Raw genomic sequence first — 19,359 nt, 5'->3', positions numbered from 1 at the left:
CGTTGCGAAAACTTAATATTGTTGGGTAATCACTTGGGTTAGGCGCTGCTGGAAAGTGATGGCCTGCTGCTTTAAATGCTCGATAAACGTATCTACCAAAGTAGATGATGGGCGATGTTTCGGTTGTATCAAACTGATAGTAAAAGGGATTTCGACGCTGAATGGCCGCACGCACACACCTTCAGCGCCCCCTTTGCTAATATAGTCTAATGCCGTGAGTGGATTGACAATCGATACCCCCACCCCTTCCCGTACCATGGCGCAGACCGATGCAGCACTGTGGGTTTCCAGCACTAACCTTCGGCTAACGCTTTGTTCAATAAATAGTTTATCCAATAATTGGCGATAACTGTCGGTAACGGACAAGCTGATAAAGTTTTCACCCTGGAAGTCTTGTGGTGTCAGTAGTGATTTATCCCGCAACGGATGGTCACTGGGCAATACGCAAATCTCATTCACGGTCATCAGAGGATGGCGCAACGTACCGGCAGGAGTCTGGGTGTTTTCTGTCAGACCAAGGTCATGACGCTGAGCTGAAAGCCACTCTTCCAGTAGGGGCGATTCCTGCGGGATGATGCTCAGACTGACTTCCGGGTAGCGGTCAATAAAGGGTTTGCACACGGCGGGTAGCAGCGATTGAGAAAAGACCGGTAGGCAGGCAATAGAAAGCTGCGCCTGTTGGAATTGACGAATACCCTCAGCAGCTTGTCGGATGCGATCAAGACCGTAATAAGAGCGTTGTACCTCTTCAAATAGCCGCAAGCCTTGTACTGTGGGATAGAGGCGGCCACGTACACGCTCGAAGAGTGTTAATTGGACTAATTGCTCAAAGCGGGCCAGTTCACGGCTAACGGTGGGTTGGGATGTCTGGAGTAATAAGGCGGCTTCAGTCAGGTTACCGGTGGTCATGACACCATGAAAAATCTCGATTTGTCGTAGGGAAATGGTGGGCATCACAACACTCCTGAAGTGGCGACGGTTTACTGAAAGCCATATCATAAATGAATAGACTCACGGTAAATAGATATTTTCCTAACAGGTATTCAGTTGCTAATAATGAGGTATCAGCGAAATCATTTTTTTCGCCCAACATATTGATGAACAATTATTAGGAAAAACCTATGCCGCGCACACTTTATGACACCACTTCGGCACTGACTGCCCACAATCTGCTGGCTCTGCCTGAGCAATTTGGCTGCCCGGTGTGGGCGTATGATGGTGAGATTATTGTTAAACTAATCAACCAATTACGAAACTTTGATGTTATTCGTTTTGCCCAGAAAGCCTGTTCGAATATTCATATTCTCGGTTTGATGCGTGAGCAGGGTGTCAAAGTCGATTCAGTCTCGTTGGGTGAGATAGAACGTGCGATACATGCTGGCTTCCAGCCGGGGCAGGAACCGGCCGAGATCGTATTTACCGCAGATCTGCTGGATCAGGCCACGTTATTACGGGTGACTGAATTAAACATTCCGGTCAATGCCGGTTCAATCGACATGCTAGATCAACTGGGGCAACATGCCCCAGGGCACCCCGTTTGGTTGCGGATAAATCCGGGTTTTGGCCATGGTCATAGCCAAAAAACCAATACTGGCGGTGAGAACAGCAAACACGGTATCTGGCATCAAGATTTACCACAAGCTATTGAGAAAATTAAAAAATATGGTTTAACGCTGGTGGGTGTTCATATGCATATTGGTTCTGGTGTTGATTATCAACATCTGGAGCAAGTTTGTGATGCCATGGTTCAGCAGGTGATTGCACTGGGGCAGGATATCAGCGCTATCTCTGCCGGTGGTGGGTTATCGATCCCTTATCAATTTGGTGATGATGAGATTGATACCGAACATTATTATGGCTTATGGAATAAAGCCAGAGAGCAAATTGCTGCCCATCTCGGTCATCCGGTTAGTCTGGAAATTGAGCCAGGCCGCTTTCTGGTGGCAGAGTCAGGTGTTTTGGTGGCGCAGGTGCGGGCTGTTAAAAATATGGGCCGTCGCCACTATGTGTTGGTGGATGCCGGATTTAACGATTTGATGCGGCCAGCAATGTATGGCAGTTATCACCATATTTCGTTGCTGCCTGCTGATGAGCGCGACCTCACATCGGCACCGTTGATTGATACGGTAGTTGGCGGCCCGCTGTGCGAGTCAGGTGATGTATTCACCCAGGAAGCGGGTGGTGGATTGGAAACCCGCGCATTGCCAGCCGCTAAAATTGGTGATTATTTGGTATTCCACGATACCGGGGCTTATGGTGCGTCGATGTCTTCGAACTACAACAGCCGCCCATTATTGCCGGAAGTGCTGTTCGAACAGGGGCAGCCACGCTTAATTCGCCGTCGGCAAACCATTGAAGAACTTATTGCATTAGAGCAGATTTAACGACTTTGTTATCAAAAGGATAGGTTGAATTAGCTTATACAAAAAAGTCCTCAGCCGATAGCCAGAGACATAACTCAAGGCTATCGGTTACCTGCATTTGATCCTATTTGCATTTGATACAAACGTCCTCAGCGGTAATAGGGCCCTGGTACCACCGAATCACGTAATTTTAACTCACCGATGAAAGGGGGCAGCGGTAGCACCGGTTTGCCCGCAATCAGCTTCAACGCCTGAGTAATGGCGGCTTCAATCATCGCATCAATTGGCAGATACACAGTTGAGAGTGCCGGTTGCAGGTAAGGTGCGGTAGGTTCGTCATCAAAACCAAATAACGAAACATCTTGTGGTAGCTTTTTCCCCGCCTGATTAAGGGCTTTCATCGCCCCGATAGTCATATCATCATTGTAGATAAACAGCGCGCTGAAGCTAATATCGCGTGCCAATAGCGCCTGACATCCTTGATAACCGTCAGGTACGCCACTATCGCCATGGATAATCAGATCTTCATTCAGCGCGATTCCGTGCGCCTCCAGCGCTTGCTGATAACCGGCAAGGCGGGATTGGGCCGTGGAGGTGGTGATTGGCCCGGTAATATAGGCAATATCACGATGCCCTTGCTGTATCAGATAATTAACCGCATTAAATGCAGCTTGTTGCTGTTCGAAGAACACACAGCGCTCACGGGCTTGGGGTAAATCACGATTAATAACCATCAAGGGGGCGGCAACGTTGGCAAGCAATTGCATTAAATCAACTTCAGACATTGAGCGAGTGTAAAGAATAATGGCATCACAGCAACGGTCAGCCAGTAACTGAACTGCCTGCTGTTCGCCTTGTGGCGTATCGTGGCCATCTGTCACGATCAAATGCTTACCACTGGCTTCAATCAGTTTCGCAGCCTGCTGGAGTAAACGGCCAAAGTAGGGGCCTTCAAAGTTCGAAACCACTAACCCGATGCTGTTGGAGCTTCTGTTGGCCAGTGATTGTGCTAGAAAATTAGGGCGGTAACCCAGTTCGTCCATCGCCTTAAACACCGCCTCACGGGTGCTTTCCTTCACCTGCCCGGTGCCGTTTAATACCCGGGAGACAGTGGCCTTGGAAACACCGGCGCGCAAAGAGACATCCAACATGGTAATCATCAATCGTAAACCTCTTGGCTGGGTAGCTATTGCCCCAGTCGGCCCGTGTCATAACACGATAACTGCCGTGCGTGGCACTCTCGTTGGGTGCGGCGTAGTGGGCGATTTTTGTGGCATAACTGCCGGATATCGCGGCAGTTTAGCATAGCGCAGGCGGGTTGCAGCTCTTTGTTATCGACAGTTCTCAGTCATCTGCGGGCGTTTGCGGGCTGGCGACAGAATGGCGGCGGACCAGCGTTGGGCTGAACATATTGGTGATTTCTGGCAACGGGGTATGGTTGGCCAGCGCCAGCGCCAATTCTGCGGCCTGTGTCGCCATCGCAACGACCGGGTAGCGGATGGTGGTCAGCCGGGGGCGCAGATAACGAGAAATTAATACATCATCAAAACCAATCAGTGAGATCTCTTGCGGCACTTCGATGCTGTTGTCGCTGAGAACAGACAATGCGCCAGCAGCCATGGAGTCGTTATAACAGGTAACTGCCGTGAAGTGTCTACCACGGCCGAGCAGGTCGGTCATGGCCTGTTCGCCGCCAATCTCATCTGGCGTACCGTAGGATATTAAGCGGTCATCAACCGGAATCTCAAACTCTTTTAGTGCGTCCAAATAGCCTTGTAGGCGATCAATGGCATCGGAAATTTGGTGATTAGAGCAAATAATAGCGATGCGTTTATGCCCTTGCTGAATCAGATGGCGGGTTGCCAACCAGGCACCATAACGGTCATCTAATGCGACACAGCGGGTTTCGAAACCCGGTAATGTGCGGTTAATCAACACCATACCGGGGATCTGTTCCATTAATGATGTCAATTCTTCATCGGACAGTTTTTTGGCATGAACCACCAGGGCGGCACAACGATGGCGAATCAGTTGTTCGATGGCCTGACGCTCTTTCTCTTCGTCATGGTAACCGTTACCAATCAGCAAGAAATTTCCGGTGGCATAGGCCACTTGTTCGACAGCTTTGACCATCGATCCAAAGAATGGATCTGACACATCAGAAACAATCATGCCTACCGTTTCAGTTGATTGCTGGGCCAGCGCCCGCGCATTGGCGTTTGGGTGATATTGCAGTTGTTCCATGGCGTTACAGACCGCCATACGTGATGTCTCACTGGCCTTGGGAGAATTATTGATAACACGAGATACCGTCGCGACGGAAACACCCGCCAGCTTGGCAACATCCTTAATAGTGGCCATTTTTCTTCCAGAGATTTTCAGGGTAATCGCTTACATCCCTCAGTTTTGCGGAAAACGGTGTTGCCCGCAAGGGGGGAAGATCGCAACTTGGTGAGAAAAAATCACAGAAACAGCAATTAGCACGATTACCTGTGGTTTTCGCAAGCCACAGGTTTCGATTTGACCTGCCTTGGTTAACCCAGCGCATTAAATGAAACGGTTAGTACAAAACGATTATGTTTAGTCTAAATTGTGCTTTGGTCTTACTGCCCGCTGAATGTTATTTTTATGATCTATTTAATTGCCTGAGATAGCCATGTCCATCATCCGTTACCCCCAGCTTGCCCACTGGGGCGCTTTTACCGCTGTTGTTGAAGATGGCAAACTGATCCGTTGCGAGCCATTTGCCAATGATCCCAACCCTTCTCGGTTGTTGGAATCCATTACACCCATGGTTTATTCCGATAAACGTATTCGCAAACCGGCGATACGCCGATCGTGGTTACAGCAGCGAGAGAAAAGTGATCGAACTTTGCGTGGTCGGGAAGACTTTGTTGAGGTGGAGTGGGATGTCGCGCTGGATTTAGTGGCGCAAGAGAATCGCCGGGTCAGGGACCATTATGGCCTGTCAGGGATATTTACCGGCTCCTATGGTTGGTCTTCTGCCGGGCGTTTACATCACGCGCGTTCATTAGTCCGGCGTTTCTATTTCAGCGGCGGCGGCGGGGTTGATCAACTGGGCAACTACAGTTGGGGCTCGGCACAGTTTTTTCTGCCTTATGTGATTGGTACTTTTAGCCCGTTGACCGGCAGGGTGACATCATGGCCGAGTGTGGTTGAGCATTGTGAACTGTTTATTGCGTTCGGCGGGTTGGCACTGAAAAACGCTCAGGTCTCTTCCGGTGGCTCGGCGGAACATTCATTAAAACCCTGGTTGGAAAAACTGGCACAAAAAGGCACGCCAGTGATTAACATCAGCCCGATGCGGGATGATTGCCCGGCATTTGTGAATGCCGAATGGATACCGATTCGTCCCAATACAGATGTAGCACTGATGCTGGCGCTGGCTTATGAAATCCAACGTGTTGACGGGCAGGATGAGGCTTTTCTGGCTACTCATTGCGTGGGCTATGAGCAATTAGCTGATTACATTCGTGGGGTGAATGACGGTATTGCTAAAACCCCTGAGTGGGCCAGCGAGATTACCGGTATTCCCGCACCAAGAATTATCCTGTTAGCCCAGCAACTTATCGGTGTTCGCAGCTTTATGACCTGTTCCTATTCAGTACAGCGCGCGCACCGTGGGGAGCAACCTTACTGGATGGTGATTGCCTTATCAGCCATGCTGGGGCAAGTGGGGCTGCCCGGCGGTGGCTTCTCATTTGGTCATGGATCGATGAACGGTGTGGGTAACCCGCGGATAGACACGCCGGGGCCAAGCATGCCTGTGGGTAAGAACCCCTCTGGATTGGCTATTCCAGTGGCCCGCATTTGTGACATGTTGCTGCAACCGGGGCAGCCGTATCAGTTCCAAGGGGAAACCCATACCTACCCCGATATTCATTTAGTGCATTGGGCTGGCGGCAATCCATTCCACCATCATCAGCAATTGAATCGGCTGGTGGAGGGGTGGCAAAAGCCGGACACCGTGATTGTGCAGGATATCTGGTGGACACCTGCGGCTAAAATGGCCGATATCGTGCTGCCAGTGACCAGTTCGCTGGAACGTAATGATATTGGTGGCTCGTCACGGGATCGCTATGTATTGGCGATGCATCAGGCGATTGCGCCACAACATCAGGCCCGTAACGATTTTGATATTTTCGCTGATCTGGCCGAACGACTGGGTTATCGCAGTGAATTTACCGAAAATAGAGATGAAATGGCCTGGATTCGGCATATCTACCAGGAGTGCGGAGTGGCACAACAGCCACACGGGGTGGAATGGCCTGATTTTGAATCTTTCTGGCAACGGGGCCATGTTGATTTACCTGCTCCGCCAAAGGAGTTCGTGTTCTTTGATGCTTTTCGCGAAAACCCACAGACTAATCCGCTGCAAACGCCAAGTGGCAAAATTGAGCTGTTCAGTGAGAAAATCGCCAGCTATCACTATGAGGATTTTGCGCCTCATGCCGAGTGGCAACCACCGGTTGAGTGGTTAGGGGCACCACAAGCTGAGCAGTGGCCGCTGCATCTGATCTCTATTCAACCCGAGGATCGTCTGCATAGCCAACTTGATCCTGCACCATTGGCGCAAGGGAATAAAACTGCCGGCCGTGAAACGCTGTATATGCACCCACAAGATGCAGCCAAACGTGACATTACTGAGGGCAGTCAGGTTCAGGTCAGCAACTTACGGGGTCATTGTCTGGCGGGAGTGCGTATTACTGATGGTGTTACTCAAGGGGTAGTGTTAATGGCAACAGGGGCCTGGTTTGATCCCGGTTTCGGCGGCAAGCAGCATAAAGTTGAACAATCAGGTAACCCCAACGTTCTGACGCTAGACATTGGTACCTCGCGTTTAACTCAAGGCCCGAATGCAATGAGTTGTCTGGTTGAGGTGGCGCGGTACTAATTTTATCTTAGCCAGGCTTAGGGTGTTGCCGGTGGGATAGCGGCAGCACCCATTATTTTGGCAATGCACCTCAATGAATTACAAACCTATTTCGTCTTTCTGACAATGTTCACTACTGGTTACACTTTGCACGTAAATGTTGCGATTGCTTGCTGGCTGTGGCTTCACTGAAACGGATACAGTGTTCATCCCAGAGGTATTAATTGGTGAGTAATCAACATACGCTGTGTGTTAAAAGCCAGTTTTTTATTTGCACCAACCTACGCAGATGCGTAGGTTTTTTTTTATTTCTTCCTGCTGTTGCGATTATCAGCCCCCTCTTAGCAATATTTTAGCCACTATTATAGTATTCTCTCTTTTTCATATTCATTGTCTTATAGGGAAATAAACATGGGTTATCGCTTATTGCGTGCTCTTTTTCGTCGATTATTTCGTGTCACCATTGATGGTGTGACGGATCAGTTTACCCATCAAAAACTGATAATTACGCCGAATCATGTCTCTTTCCTTGATGGGGCTTTGCTCGCATTATTTCTGCCGATCAAGCCGGTTTTTGCGGTCTATACCAGTGTTTCTGAGAGCTGGTATATGCGCTGGCTAAAACCTTATATCGATTTTGTCGCACTTGATCCTACCAAGCCAATGGCTATCAAACATTTGGTCAGGATGGTGGAACAAGGCAGGCCAGTCGTGGTGTTCCCTGAAGGGCGTATTACCGTGACCGGCTCATTGATGAAAATCTATGATGGTGCTGCATTTATTGCCGCCAAATCAGGCGCTACGGTCGTCCCAATCCGTTTGGAAGGGCCAGAATTTACTCATTTTGGGCGTTTGGGTGATGTGCTCAAACTCCGCTGGTTCCCAAAAATCAGCATTCATGTTTTGCCTGCGACCACGTTACCCATGCCGCAAGCGCCGCGTGCCCGTGACCGTCGGGTGTTGGCGGGTGAACACTTACACGCCATTATGATGGCCGCGCGTATGGCTATCGTGCCACGGGAAACGCTGTTTGAAGCGTTGTTATCGGCACAAACTCGTTATGGGCGTTTTAAACCCTGTATTGAGGATGTTTCATTTAAAGAAGACAGTTATCAAACGCTACTGAAAAAAATCCTCGGTGTCAGCCGTATCCTGCAACGCTTCACCGCGCAGGGCGAGCATGTTGGGATGTTATTACCGAATGCGACGATTACTGCGGCGGCGATCTTTGGTGCTTCTCTGCGTGGCCGTATTCCGGCAATGCTTAATTACACTTCGGGTGCCAAAGGGTTGAAGAGTGCAATTACTGCGGCGTCGTTGAAAACCATCGTCACCTCGCGCCAGTTTTTGGAAAAAGGCAAACTGACACATTTGCCCGAACAGGTTACTGAGGCAAATTGGGTCTATCTGGAAGATTTAAAAGACACGGTTACGCTGGCCGACAAATTGTGGATTTTATTCCATTTATGTTGTCCGCGCCGGGCGATGTTGCCACAACAGGCGGATGATAGCGCACTGATTTTGTTCACTTCCGGCTCGGAGGGGAACCCAAAAGGCGTAGTACATTCTCATGCAAGTATATTGGCTAACGTTGAGCAGATCCGCACCATTGCTGATTTCACCCCGCGTGATCGCTTTATGTCTTCGCTGCCGCTGTTCCATGCTTTCGGCCTGACGGTGGGGTTATTCACTCCGCTGATGACCGGTAGCCGAGTATTCCTTTATCCCAGCCCGCTGCATTATCGGGTGGTGCCAGAATTGGTGTATGACCGTAACTGCACCGTGCTGTTTGGCACGTCAACTTTCTTGGGCAACTATGCTCGCTTTGCTCATCCTTATGATTTTGCTCGGTTGCGTTATGTGGTGGCTGGGGCTGAAAAACTGGCTGATAGCACCAAACAGATTTGGCAGGACAAATTCGGTATTCGTATTCTGGAAGGGTATGGCGTCACCGAATGTGCGCCGGTAGTGGCGATTAACGTGCCGATGGCAGCGAAAGTGAATACCGTTGGGCGCATTCTTCCTGGTATGGAGGCGCGCTTGATAACTGTGCCGGGAATCGAGCAAGGTGGGCGTTTGCAATTGCGCGGCCCCAATATTATGCGCGGTTATCTGCGCGTAGAGCATCCGGGGGTGTTGGAACAACCGGCGGCGGAGAATGCTCAGGGTGAGCGTGAGGAGGGTTGGTACGATACCGGTGATATTGTCACCCTCGATGAGCGGGGGTTCTGCGCCATTCGCGGGCGGGTGAAGCGTTTTGCCAAATTAGCTGGTGAAATGGTATCACTGGAGAGTGTCGAACAACTGGCATTACGTATCTCGCCCGAGGGGCAACATGCCGCAGCGGCTAAAACCGACAGCGCCAAAGGAGAAGCACTGGTGCTGTTTACCACTGACAGTGAAATTACCCGCGAACGGCTGATTAAAGCCGCACGTGAGGGTGGGGTGCCAGAACTGGCAGTTCCACGTGATATCAGAGTGGTGAAAGCATTACCCCTACTGGGGAGTGGTAAACCTGACTTTGTTACGTTAACTAAAATGGCACAAGATGCGGAGATGAGCGAATGAGTCAGCAAGAATTGTCAGATAAGCCTTTGCTCTCCAGAGGAATGATCGCTGTACTTGGCGCTCAGTTTTTCTCAGCTTTTGGTGATAATGCACTGCTTTTTGCCACCTTGGCATTAATTAAGCAGCAGTTATATCCCGACTGGAGCCAGCCTATCTTGCAAATGGCCTTTGTGGCCACTTATATCATCCTGGCTCCGTTTGTCGGGCAAGTGGCTGATAGCTTTGCCAAAGGGCGTGTGATGATGGTCGCGAATGGCCTGAAGTTGGCTGGTGCATTAGTTATCTGTTTTGGTCTGAATCCATTTCTTGGTTACAGCCTGGTTGGAGTCGGGGCCGCGGCTTATTCACCAGCTAAATATGGCATCTTGGGAGAAATCACTTCCGGCGAGCAGTTGGTTAAAGCCAACGGTATGATGGAGGCATCAACCATTGCGGCTATTTTACTCGGTTCAGTCGCCGGTGGGGTGCTGGCTGATTGGCATCTGATCGCGGCATTGAGTGTCTGTGCGCTGGTGTATGCCATTGCGGTGGTGGCTAATCTATTTATCCCACATCTGGCTGCTGCCCGAACCGGCAGCTCATGGCGGCCACGGGCCATGACCGGCAGTTTTTTTGCCGCATGCCGCATTCTGTGGCGGGATGGCGAAACTCGCTTCTCACTGGCGGGGACCAGCCTGTTCTGGGGCGCAGGGGTCACGTTGCGCTTCCTGCTGGTGCTATGGGTGCCGGTAGCATTGGGGATTGCCGATAACGCCACCCCGACGCTGTTAAATGCCATGGTGGCGATTGGGATTGTGATTGGCGCGGGTGCTGCGGCACGTTTCGTGACACTTAAAACAGTAAAACGCTGTTTACCGGCGGGGGTATTAATTGGTGTGGTGGTGGCGGCATTCTCACTGCAACACAGTATGCCAATGGCCTATTTACTGTTGATTATTATCGGGATCTTAGGCGGTTTCTTTGTCGTACCGCTCAATGCCTTGTTACAAGAGCGCGGCAAACAAAGTGTGGGCGCCGGGAATGCCATTGCAGTGCAAAATCTGGGTGAGAATACCGCAATGTTGTTGATGCTGGGGCTGTACTCGGTGGTAGTAAAGCTGGGTGCGCCGGTCGTCGCGGTTGGCGTTGGTTTCGGTGTGCTCTTCGCGCTGGCGATTGCGTTGCTATGGGGCTGGCAGTGGCAGCAACTGCGCCGTAAAGCGGCTAAGTGATGGAATAATAGTCAATATCAATGCCGCCGAGTGCGGCATTATTTATTGTCAGTAGTCTAAGGCCGAATTAGCGGCCTTTTTATTGAATGTAACTTATTGAAATTCAGCTATTTTATTTTAATTGTGTCCACATGCTGACCGCAGCTCGGGGCTATCCTTCCTAATTTTTGCTTTTGCCTTAGCTTGAGGCGGGATCTCAAAAAACAATAGAGTTGATTTGAAATGGAATTTTCAGGATTAAGTAAAGGGATTAAGTTTTTTGCAACTATCTACAATCAGTTACGTGAAGATAGCGCGAAGATATTTGCACACTTATTTATCATCGGATGTGGCTTTCCTGCTATCGCTTACTTATGGGGCGGTGAAGAGCGAGCCTTGACCATTTTTGGTTCTATGGTAGGTAATGATGAAATCTATAAATATTCCGTAGCAGGAATTTATGTCATTTCTCTGTCCCTAAAGTGGGTATTCGTTTTTAAGAGATGGGATCTTAATGGATTTATTTATAAAACCTTAGATGAGCTTTCAAGTGTATTTCTATGTGTGATGCTCATAATCAGTGGGTTTCTTCTTTTTGCATCTATGGTATTGAATGTCGATTATCCATTTTTATGGGCTGCACTCTTTATCACAGCTTTTTGTCTGTATACAGGATTAGCCTATTTTTCAAACTTTACAGTGGATGAGTTTGAACGAGTGGGGAAAGAAAGAGCCGACAAAAAAGCCCGCACGCGGCAGGCTGATTGAAAGCGGGGAGGGTATCAAAAACCCAGATCAAATTGGTCGTTACCCAGATGCCCTGGCAGAAACAGATCGCGGGGTAGGGTTGCGGTGTTATTACGGCTGGGGCGGGACAGGATTTTATCGACTGATTGCAGTGTGGTGAACGTACAACTGCAAAGCAGGTTCTGGCACTGGTGGTAATTCTCTTTGGTATTGCCGGTTATCATTCTGCTTGTGCGGGTGCGACTAACAGCACCACATTGTGGGCATGACATCATGATAATAACTCCAACCTTTTCTTGCTTGGCTAAAGTATAACCTATTCATTCCCTGAATTCTTTTACTCTGTTTCTTCTCCGGCCATATCCCAACTGGATATTTTCACCTCAAAATTTAGCGCGGTAGTAAATCCATTATCCCCGATAGTGTGCGTGACCTGGGTAATTATCCATGCCGCCTGATCAATCTCTGGTTTAAATCCTTGCATGACAGCAGGCAGTTCTGGGAATAAGTCAGCACGGCCGCGTGCCAGTGTCATCGTAAATTCAGCCGCGCCGCGTTGCAGTTTCGACCACTTCGCGGCAGCGGCGCGACGTGCTGCACGTTCTGTCTTGAACGTTTCGCGCATCACAAAAACATTCCCCTCCTCACCCTCCAGATACCCACCCTCTTTGCTGGTTGATGCCGGTTCTTTCGCTTTCTTGGCGGGCGCGGGTGTTGCGGTTTTCCTGCGTCGGCGTCGGCGTTTGACCGTGGCTTTTTTGGGTTTACCAAAATTCAGATCCAGCCAGTAGGCGGTTACGCCAGTGTAAGCGTCACGGTCAGCTACCCACACCGGCGCGCCCTGCGCCGTGTGCAATTCTCCCATTACGCTATAACGCGCTGTGCGGCTCATAGCGAGGCGCACGCCTCACGCACCCGATCACGACACCCATCACCCGAATGCACATCACTATGACCCAAAAGCAGCGAATCAGCCGAAGGTGCCCGACCTCCCTTAGACCCTTCAGCGCGCGATTGTCTCCCCTCCACGCCTGCACGCAAAAAGGGGCGCTTTTTGTGCATTTGTGCAACTGGCAGCAGGCCGCGCCAGTTCTGGGCTGAAAGGGGCTAAATAGCATCAAAAATATTGTGCAAACTTGTGCAGAATTGCGGGGTACTTTTGCGGGTAAAAAATACCCGCCGAAGCGGGCTTATATAAAATTTACGGTTTAATTTTGGAGTGTCTGTGCATAAATGACGAATATAAAGGCTAGAAAATATTTTTCATTAAAACAACAAATGAAGTTTTCGTATTAGCTTCATTTGGATTTTATTAAAATAACTTATTGTGACTTTAGGATGTTTATTAATGTAGATTTCCATTCGCGAGCGTTTTTATTTTCTGGTTCGACTTGCATTAAGAAATTAACCTTTCCGATTAATGAAAATAAATAATATGGATCTTTTATTTTTAACTGTGTCACATGCGATATAAAACCATATTTTAATATGAAATTCATAGTGTTCTTTAATTCACGGCGGAAACTTCTGGGGACACGAATATTATCTTCGGTAATCGCGATGCCAGTTATTATTTTTTTTTGAGCATTAATAAGTAATGCTGTTTTTTTAGTGTTAACCTTTAAACCGTAATCTGAAACTATCTCTGTTATGACTTCGATCAGCGTATGAGGAACATAATCGCCAGAAATTGCTAGATCATCAGCATATCGGGAATACTTTAAGTTATACTTCAGACAAAGATTAGTTAACCTTTCATCTAACCCTTTTAAAAGTAGATTTGATAAGTATGGGCTTGTAGCTGCTCCTTGAGCTAGATGTTCATCATAACAACATAATGCGGCTAAATAGAATGAAACATTATTAGCATACCCTCGTTGTTGAAAATATCTTACAACCCAATTAATTGGAATCGATGGAAAAAAATCTTCTAAATCCATTTTTAGTAATGTTTTAGAGCCAATATGAATTTTAGCATTAGAAATAATAGATTTTTTTGGGGTGAATCCATGGCATGAGTAGTGGGGGTGCTCAGTTAAAAGGATATTTTTATATATCCAGTGCTGACAAGAAAGTAGAGAAGGATATGGAGCAACTATATTACGGTCGCCACCTCTTCTTTTTGGAATGGTAAATTTACGATAAAAATTATTTGGACTATTAATCATTTTATTAAGAATAGATTCATTTATCCCAAGCAACTGTGATAGATGTTCTTTTTCGAAGATAATAGGAGATTCAGTACTGATTAATTTTTGTATATAAACTAGATATACCTCGAATAATTCGTAGGATATACCTCTATCGTGAAAGAACTCAGACCAATGCTCAAGAGTATTTTTTTTCATATTCATAATTGTGACTTACAGAAGATACCTTCAATACTTTAAGCCAGTGGTTCGAGGCAGCAACTTTTTGCGATAACGCAAAAAATTGCTGGATCGAACCGGCAATATAAAGTGAGTAGCGAGTAACGAGCTACGAGCTTTATATTGCCCACTTCCGTAAACCGAACAACGAGAGGTTTACGGACTGGGCTAACGCGATCCTAAACTAGTGAGCGACACCACTCTAACATACTAGCTTCTGTAAGCCACTGATTTTATACTATCTGACTTTTATTGAATGTCAATTACTTTTTAGGCTCTATATTTTCTATGTATTGGAAATATATCTCTATCTAACAATCTTATACTTGGCACATATTTTATTTCTGGATTTAATTTTGGAGAAATAAAATCAGGAGGAACATTTCTCCATACTTTCTTTCTTCCACCATAGTTAGATGAGTTTTTTAATATGAAATCTTTCCCTGCTATGGTTAATTCAATTATAAATTCCTTTGAATATAAAAAATCTATTTTTTCAAGCCTTTTTACGGCTTGGTTAAAATCGGGGAAAGGAATTTTAACTCTATTAAAAGCTGAAAAACTGTCTAATTTCCCTCTAGCCTTGAACAACGTAATCAGAATTTTAAATTCTATATTGTTAACATTACTCACTATGCATCCCCCATCGCTCTTGTAAATAACGTTAATCTAGTACTTTCATTACGATATCTGTTCCACCAGAATATTGGGAAAACACTGTTTGGAATGTTTCCATCAGCTCTATAATACAAAGCTTCAGCAAATCCATATCCTAAGCTTGGAAGTGATCTATCATTATATTTTTTAGAAAGAATTTCTTCAAGTCTTAGCATTTTATCAATGTATTCTTTTCTTATGTCTTCTGGGTAATAATCTGTTATTCCCTTAGACATGGTTATTTGAGAGCTGATGTTTATTCCTGCTTTTTTGACGTTATTTAACCCTTCCTCTGTGGCAGCAATAACTTTTACTTTAATAGAGAATTCGTCTTTTTTATCGGTCCCAAATTGGTTTATTATACTTTTCACTCGGTCAATGACTGTTTTGCCTGAACCGACAAATTCATCGACTAGAACTATGTCTCTATGTGGGGCAGACGACATTATTGTTTTGTATGCATGGGCTGCGTTATTTACATGTTTATAACTTGACCAATCTAACTCTTGTAATATTGTTTTTAATGAATATAGAACTAATTGGCCACTATCAGCATCATGACCCATAGTCATAGCTGTAACAACAGTAGATCTATCGTGCAACCCTGGGTCACTGACTATATCCAAGGCTAGATCTTTAAGAATTTGTACGAACCTTTCGCTATCTAAATACTCGATTCTACTAACTAAGCTAATGAGCAGTTCTCTCTCATCATGTGTGTCACAATCTTTAAATAAAAGATCTTCAAGGCGATCCATCTTCTTGTCTACCCAAGGCTGATTTTGGGATAACAATGTCAAGTTACGGAAAAGCTCTCTATTCATAATGTCTAGATAGTTATGTTTTATTAACTTTTATTATAGATAAGTAATAAAGTCAATTAATCCTCAAATACGATCACTAAAATTGATTGCAGATAGTGTTTTTTTTACTGCTATTTTGGATGTTTGTCACATAACAACTGCTCATTTTGTAGGTAGAAAACAGCATCCCCAAAATCCACCTTACCCCCCATAGCCAGCGCCCGCAATTCCCACGACTCCGGCTCTATACCGATTTTTCGCAGGAAGCTCAGTACCTGATCCGCTAACTCACCGACAGGCTGATACTGAGCCGCTATCTCTGCTTTTTTCACCTCGCGATTATCAGAGACTTTCTTACCCTTATCCCCATCATTGCGGATACGTTCGGCCAGTTCTCGCCGTTCCTTGCGCCCCATATCTTCAAAAAGCTGGCTGGTTTGCTGGTGATAGCGTTTTATCTGCTTGGCTGTTGCGTTCTTGGGTAGTTTTGGATAACTAAATTCTGCGCTTGGCGGGGTGCTTTCAATCGATCTTACTGGTTGAGGATCGCTACCGCGTACAGTTATTGACAGAACTCCAAGGGGCGGCGGGCCGCCCTGAACGTCAACAGAAAAATCCGCATCAGCTTTGATTTTAGGGACAATTTTGTAAGTGGTGGTGCGAGTATAGATAATTGAATTAGAACCCGATTCAGGGGCAAAGACGCCAGTGATCCGGCTGACGTTATCCCCGTAATCGTTGCCATTCTCGGTGATGTCGTAATTGAGCCTAACGCGCAAATCTTTGCGGGCGACTAATGGGCCGCCTTGTGCGAGGGTGTAACCCGCCCAGTTGCCTTCATCTGCGGCAACCTGAGCTGGTGATATCTCTGGGAATAAACGCAGCTCCTTATCCCGCAGACGGCGTAATTCACGGTATACCGTGACCGGCGCACCACCTATTTGCTGGAACTGGCGAATACGCCAACGAGACGCCCAGGCACTGACTCGTTTGGCTGTTTCCTTCAGTGGTTTTCCGCTTTCGTCGTCCAGCTCATCATCAAGCGCATAACCGTCGATATTCTTTGATATATATTTGGCTATGTAGCCGGTGGCGCTACCCAGTTCTTTATCAATGGGTACCACATGAAAACGGGCTTTAAGCGCTTCTTGTGATTGCAACTCTTCTGAATCTTCCCAACGGGCATAGGTGCAAAAAATGTCACGGGCCGGTTCGATATCAGCAGGCAACATAAATAGCAGCATATGCCAGTGGGGTGTTTCGTCGTGGTGAGGCTCCGCCACACGGAAACCAAATACCCGGATACCCGCGCGTTTCCAGGCTGCACGGACCTGTGACCAGATACGACACAAATACTTTTGTGTTTGCCGTGGATTTGCACCGCGCCATTTGTGGTTGCGCTTGCCACTGTTGTGCATGGAATGGAATTTCGACGGCGCTGTTAAGGTGTAGAAATCACCGGCTAAATTCTCTTGTTCCGCGATATCCTCAAACCCGCGCATTCGGGTCATTAATTCACAGCGGCGGATCGCAGGATTGGCTATACTGCCGTCGTATTTATCAACCAGCGAAATCCGGTTTCCGTCTTCATCTTCCAGCTCAAACGCCTGTAAGAATTCACGGTTAGACCTCTTCTGTGCTTGCCATTCCTTGAGGGCGGGATCACTGCAATAGGGTGCTGATTTGGCGTGCACATAACCCGCCGCAATCATCAGGTGTTCACGCCACTGATCATGGATATGCTTCAGACGGCGTAACCACCATGAAGGGGACTCAATACGGGCAGTGGCGCGTAATGCTTCGTCCGCTGTCATCGTTTGGCTTTCGTATAATCCCCAGCCCGGTGCGTTAGTATTTAGCTGACGAGTTAAAAAACCGATATAACCATAGCCGGACACAATTGCGGTTTCAATATCACCATCAGGCAATCCCATTTGATGGTCATATTCGCGGATAAACTCGCCAGTCATGCAATCTGACAGACGATAGGCCAACCGTTTGATATCTCGCTTACCATAGTAAGGAATACGGCGAAAATCATCGTAGAAAGGGAGTAATACATGGGACCGAATATCAATCTGATATTGGTCAGTTACAGAGTCGATACGCGGTAATAGATACTTTTCGATTGAGTTAATTAAGTAGCTATTGGCTCGTTTGGCTCCACTGTTTTGTTTGATGTTCTCCACTCGTTGGGTGTAGTAACGGCGGATATAGTGAGGCAGCGACTCAAGGCGGCGCATAACACGACGCGCGCGCGGAATGGGTTCATTGATTTGAGCAAAGCGCCTGAATAAATCCTCGCTGATCGGTTTTTCACCGGCAGCGGTCGCAATTGCTGGTCGTGGCGCATTCCATGAGTAAGCCCCGGTAAACGTTTCAGTGTTACCGGGGTAAGGTTCAGATGGGGTTGGGGCGCTACGACCGCGAGAATGGTTAGCCATTCAATTGTGCCTAAGAGTAGCGATGATTTCCCCAGTGCTTTTTCTACCATCCCCCTTACAACTGATAGAGCGCGGAGCCTTAATTGAGTGAAGGGTGAAGCAGCTGTAGAGATCTCGGGTGACAGGGGTATCGCTATTGGACGCAACAGCATGACAACCATTTTCAGCCGCTCTTGCCAGTAGGCGAACTAACCGAAATTGCTGATCAGCGCTAAAACCGTCGGTGTGGTAACTCGTAAAATCAGCGGTACGGGATACTGGGATATAAGGTGGATCGCAATAAATCACATCACCCGCAACAGCCATTTCCAGTGCTTCGGAAAAATCACAACATAAGAAGGTCGCTTTCTTGGCTTTTTCAGCAAAGAAACGTATCTCGGATTCGGGGAAATAGGGTGCTTTGTATTTGCCATACGGGACGTTAAATTGCCCTTGTTGGTTATAGCGACAAATACCATTAAAGCAGTGGCGATTGAGGTAAAGGAAGATAGCTGCTCTGGATATATCATCACGGTTTCGTGCATTAAATATTTTGCGGAAAATATAATATTGTTCGTGGGAATTAGCAGTGAGAAACAGTGAGGAAGCCACATTGATTAAATCGCTCGTTTCTCTTTTGGCCATTTCATAGAAGTTAATCAGATCATCATTGATATCTGTTATCAGATATTCATCATAATCCGTATTTAACATAACAGAACAGGAGCCAGCGAACGGCTCTATCAGTCGTTTACCCGTTGGTAAATGCTGAAGTAAGGTTGGCATAATTCGGGCTTTAGAACCGGCCCATTTCAGCGGGGAGCGATTCATAAGGCACCCCGATAGTGTTTTTTCTTCTCTTCATGGATTTGCTGGCAAGTGACACAAAATATCACTCCCGGCACACTGATGCGCCGTTGCTCTGGAATTACAGCCTCACAGCATTCGCAGATAAAAGCAGACGGTGTGATTGGCTTGTAGCGTGCATTGGCTATCTGGGCAGCTAATACCATTTCTTGCCGTTCTTGGGCGATATCGATTAAGTCAGCCATTAACGTTGCCCCTCAGATACAGCCTTGAGGTTTTCAGCAACCTGACGGATTAGCTCAATAGCCTCAATGCTATTTAGGTCGCGCTGAGATATATGATCGGAAAGGGCGGTTAACTTTTCTGATAGATTAAGCGCAAAGGCTTTGCGTTCTTCTATTCGGGCATTATTTAAATGTTGATGCATGGCTTCAGTTGAAGCGGATATTGCGGCAAGTCTGCGATTCATCATTTTGATATTCCTCGTTTTCAGGCAATAGGAATCCCGGCGCGGTATAAAACGCCTGTGGTTTTTCTG

The 19,359-nt window shown here is 47.2% G+C and carries 16 protein-coding genes and 1 pseudogene; 5 read left to right on the top strand and 12 right to left on the bottom strand.

Annotated elements, in window-relative coordinates:
• Nucleotides 1-12: 12 nt before the first annotated feature.
• Nucleotides 13-954 (bottom strand): LysR family transcriptional regulator, encoded by a 942-nt coding sequence (locus Q2T72_RS17540; protein ID WP_083162840.1) that lies wholly within the window; start codon nt 952-954, stop codon nt 13-15.
• A 167-nt stretch (nt 955-1,121) separates the two neighbouring features.
• On the opposite strand from Q2T72_RS17540, the gene lysA reads away from it, so the two are divergent.
• Nucleotides 1,122-2,384: a diaminopimelate decarboxylase gene (lysA, locus tag Q2T72_RS17535; RefSeq protein ID WP_372569559.1), complete on the top strand. Its 1,263-nt coding sequence runs from the start codon at nt 1,122-1,124 to the stop codon at nt 2,382-2,384.
• A 128-nt stretch (nt 2,385-2,512) separates the two neighbouring features.
• On the opposite strand, the gene Q2T72_RS17530 is transcribed toward lysA, so the two are convergent.
• On the bottom strand, nt 2,513-3,523 hold the full coding sequence (locus Q2T72_RS17530) for a LacI family DNA-binding transcriptional regulator (RefSeq protein WP_372569558.1): 1,011 nt from the start codon (nt 3,521-3,523) through the stop codon (nt 2,513-2,515).
• A 184-nt stretch (nt 3,524-3,707) separates the two neighbouring features.
• On the bottom strand, nt 3,708-4,724 hold the full coding sequence (gene galR, locus Q2T72_RS17525) for an HTH-type transcriptional regulator GalR (protein ID WP_083162848.1): 1,017 nt from the start codon (nt 4,722-4,724) through the stop codon (nt 3,708-3,710).
• Nucleotides 4,725-5,019: 295 nt separating this feature from the next.
• Between galR and Q2T72_RS17520 the strand changes: the two genes are divergently transcribed.
• The 4 genes from Q2T72_RS17520 to Q2T72_RS17505 all read left to right on the top strand — a co-directional run bounded on the left by Q2T72_RS17520 (nt 5,020) and on the right by Q2T72_RS17505 (nt 11,783).
• Nucleotides 5,020-7,278, top strand: a complete 2,259-nt coding sequence (locus Q2T72_RS17520; RefSeq protein ID WP_372569557.1) for a molybdopterin guanine dinucleotide-containing S/N-oxide reductase — start codon at nt 5,020-5,022, stop codon at nt 7,276-7,278.
• 390 nt (nt 7,279-7,668) lie between these two features.
• The gene (gene aas, locus Q2T72_RS17515) at nt 7,669-9,825 is read left to right on the top strand and encodes a bifunctional acyl-ACP--phospholipid O-acyltransferase/long-chain-fatty-acid--ACP ligase (protein WP_372569556.1); all 2,157 of its coding nucleotides are present in this window, start codon (nt 7,669-7,671) and stop codon (nt 9,823-9,825) included.
• Nucleotides 9,822-11,036, top strand: coding sequence for a lysophospholipid transporter LplT (gene lplT / locus Q2T72_RS17510; protein WP_372569555.1), 1,215 nt, complete (start codon nt 9,822-9,824; stop codon nt 11,034-11,036). The genes aas and lplT overlap by 4 nt, the downstream gene beginning before the upstream one ends.
• 222 nt (nt 11,037-11,258) lie before the next feature.
• The gene (locus Q2T72_RS17505) at nt 11,259-11,783 is read left to right on the top strand and encodes a hypothetical protein (RefSeq protein WP_050540416.1); all 525 of its coding nucleotides are present in this window, start codon (nt 11,259-11,261) and stop codon (nt 11,781-11,783) included.
• Nucleotides 11,784-11,797: 14 nt separating this feature from the next.
• On the opposite strand, the gene Q2T72_RS17500 is transcribed toward Q2T72_RS17505, so the two are convergent.
• The 9 genes and pseudogenes from Q2T72_RS17500 to Q2T72_RS17460 form a co-directional block, all read right to left on the bottom strand.
• On the bottom strand, nt 11,798-12,037 hold the full coding sequence (locus Q2T72_RS17500; RefSeq protein ID WP_050881602.1) for an ogr/Delta-like zinc finger family protein: 240 nt from the start codon (nt 12,035-12,037) through the stop codon (nt 11,798-11,800).
• Between the two features lie 62 nt (nt 12,038-12,099).
• A pseudogene (locus Q2T72_RS17495) lies at nt 12,100-12,588 on the bottom strand (phage late control D family protein); the annotation flags it as partial.
• 496 nt (nt 12,589-13,084) lie between these two features.
• On the bottom strand, nt 13,085-14,116 hold the full coding sequence (locus Q2T72_RS17490) for a reverse transcriptase family protein (RefSeq protein ID WP_372569554.1): 1,032 nt from the start codon (nt 14,114-14,116) through the stop codon (nt 13,085-13,087).
• A gap of 285 nt (nt 14,117-14,401) precedes the next feature.
• Nucleotides 14,402-14,764, bottom strand: a complete 363-nt coding sequence (locus Q2T72_RS17485; protein WP_372569553.1) for a hypothetical protein — start codon at nt 14,762-14,764, stop codon at nt 14,402-14,404.
• The gene (locus tag Q2T72_RS17480) at nt 14,764-15,546 is read right to left on the bottom strand and encodes a hypothetical protein (RefSeq protein ID WP_372569552.1); all 783 of its coding nucleotides are present in this window, start codon (nt 15,544-15,546) and stop codon (nt 14,764-14,766) included. The genes Q2T72_RS17485 and Q2T72_RS17480 overlap by 1 nt, the downstream gene beginning before the upstream one ends.
• A 176-nt stretch (nt 15,547-15,722) precedes the next feature.
• The gene (locus Q2T72_RS17475; RefSeq protein ID WP_372569551.1) at nt 15,723-18,035 is read right to left on the bottom strand and encodes a replication endonuclease; all 2,313 of its coding nucleotides are present in this window, start codon (nt 18,033-18,035) and stop codon (nt 15,723-15,725) included.
• Nucleotides 18,036-18,845, bottom strand: a complete 810-nt coding sequence (locus Q2T72_RS17470; RefSeq protein ID WP_372569550.1) for a DNA adenine methylase — start codon at nt 18,843-18,845, stop codon at nt 18,036-18,038.
• Complete coding sequence (locus Q2T72_RS17465) at nt 18,842-19,066, bottom strand: TraR/DksA family transcriptional regulator (protein ID WP_372569549.1); 225 nt, start codon at nt 19,064-19,066, stop codon at nt 18,842-18,844. Before Q2T72_RS17465 ends, Q2T72_RS17470 begins: the two co-directional genes overlap by 4 nt.
• On the bottom strand, nt 19,066-19,293 hold the full coding sequence (locus Q2T72_RS17460; protein ID WP_049615886.1) for a DUF2732 family protein: 228 nt from the start codon (nt 19,291-19,293) through the stop codon (nt 19,066-19,068). The genes Q2T72_RS17465 and Q2T72_RS17460 overlap by 1 nt, the downstream gene beginning before the upstream one ends.
• Nucleotides 19,294-19,359 lie beyond the last annotated feature (66 nt).

Origin of the sequence: Yersinia sp. 2466 StPb PI, from assembly GCF_041538325.1 — a bacterium.
GTDB lineage: Bacteria > Pseudomonadota > Gammaproteobacteria > Enterobacterales > Enterobacteriaceae > Yersinia > Yersinia enterocolitica_E.
Note: the sequence above shows the minus strand (reverse complement) of the source record. Positions and strands in the feature narration are given on the sequence as shown.

Coding starts and splice junctions, on each gene's coding strand:
- Q2T72_RS17470 (WP_372569550.1), bottom strand. CDS start 18,845: ATGAATCGCTCCCCGCTGAAATGGGCCGGTTCTAAAGCCCGAATTATG.
- Q2T72_RS17480 (WP_372569552.1), bottom strand. CDS start 15,546: ATGGATCGCCTTGAAGATCTTTTATTTAAAGATTGTGACACACATGAT.
- Q2T72_RS17500 (WP_050881602.1), bottom strand. CDS start 12,037: ATGATGTCATGCCCACAATGTGGTGCTGTTAGTCGCACCCGCACAAGC.
- Q2T72_RS17460 (WP_049615886.1), bottom strand. CDS start 19,293: ATGATGAATCGCAGACTTGCCGCAATATCCGCTTCAACTGAAGCCATG.
- Q2T72_RS17505 (WP_050540416.1), top strand. CDS start 11,259: ATGGAATTTTCAGGATTAAGTAAAGGGATTAAGTTTTTTGCAACTATC.
- lysA (WP_372569559.1), top strand. CDS start 1,122: ATGCCGCGCACACTTTATGACACCACTTCGGCACTGACTGCCCACAAT.
- Q2T72_RS17465 (WP_372569549.1), bottom strand. CDS start 19,066: ATGGCTGACTTAATCGATATCGCCCAAGAACGGCAAGAAATGGTATTA.
- aas (WP_372569556.1), top strand. CDS start 7,669: ATGGGTTATCGCTTATTGCGTGCTCTTTTTCGTCGATTATTTCGTGTC.
- lplT (WP_372569555.1), top strand. CDS start 9,822: ATGAGTCAGCAAGAATTGTCAGATAAGCCTTTGCTCTCCAGAGGAATG.
- Q2T72_RS17540 (WP_083162840.1), bottom strand. CDS start 954: ATGCCCACCATTTCCCTACGACAAATCGAGATTTTTCATGGTGTCATG.
- Q2T72_RS17475 (WP_372569551.1), bottom strand. CDS start 18,035: ATGGCTAACCATTCTCGCGGTCGTAGCGCCCCAACCCCATCTGAACCT.
- galR (WP_083162848.1), bottom strand. CDS start 4,724: ATGGCCACTATTAAGGATGTTGCCAAGCTGGCGGGTGTTTCCGTCGCG.
- Q2T72_RS17530 (WP_372569558.1), bottom strand. CDS start 3,523: ATGATTACCATGTTGGATGTCTCTTTGCGCGCCGGTGTTTCCAAGGCC.
- Q2T72_RS17490 (WP_372569554.1), bottom strand. CDS start 14,116: ATGAATATGAAAAAAAATACTCTTGAGCATTGGTCTGAGTTCTTTCAC.
- Q2T72_RS17520 (WP_372569557.1), top strand. CDS start 5,020: ATGTCCATCATCCGTTACCCCCAGCTTGCCCACTGGGGCGCTTTTACC.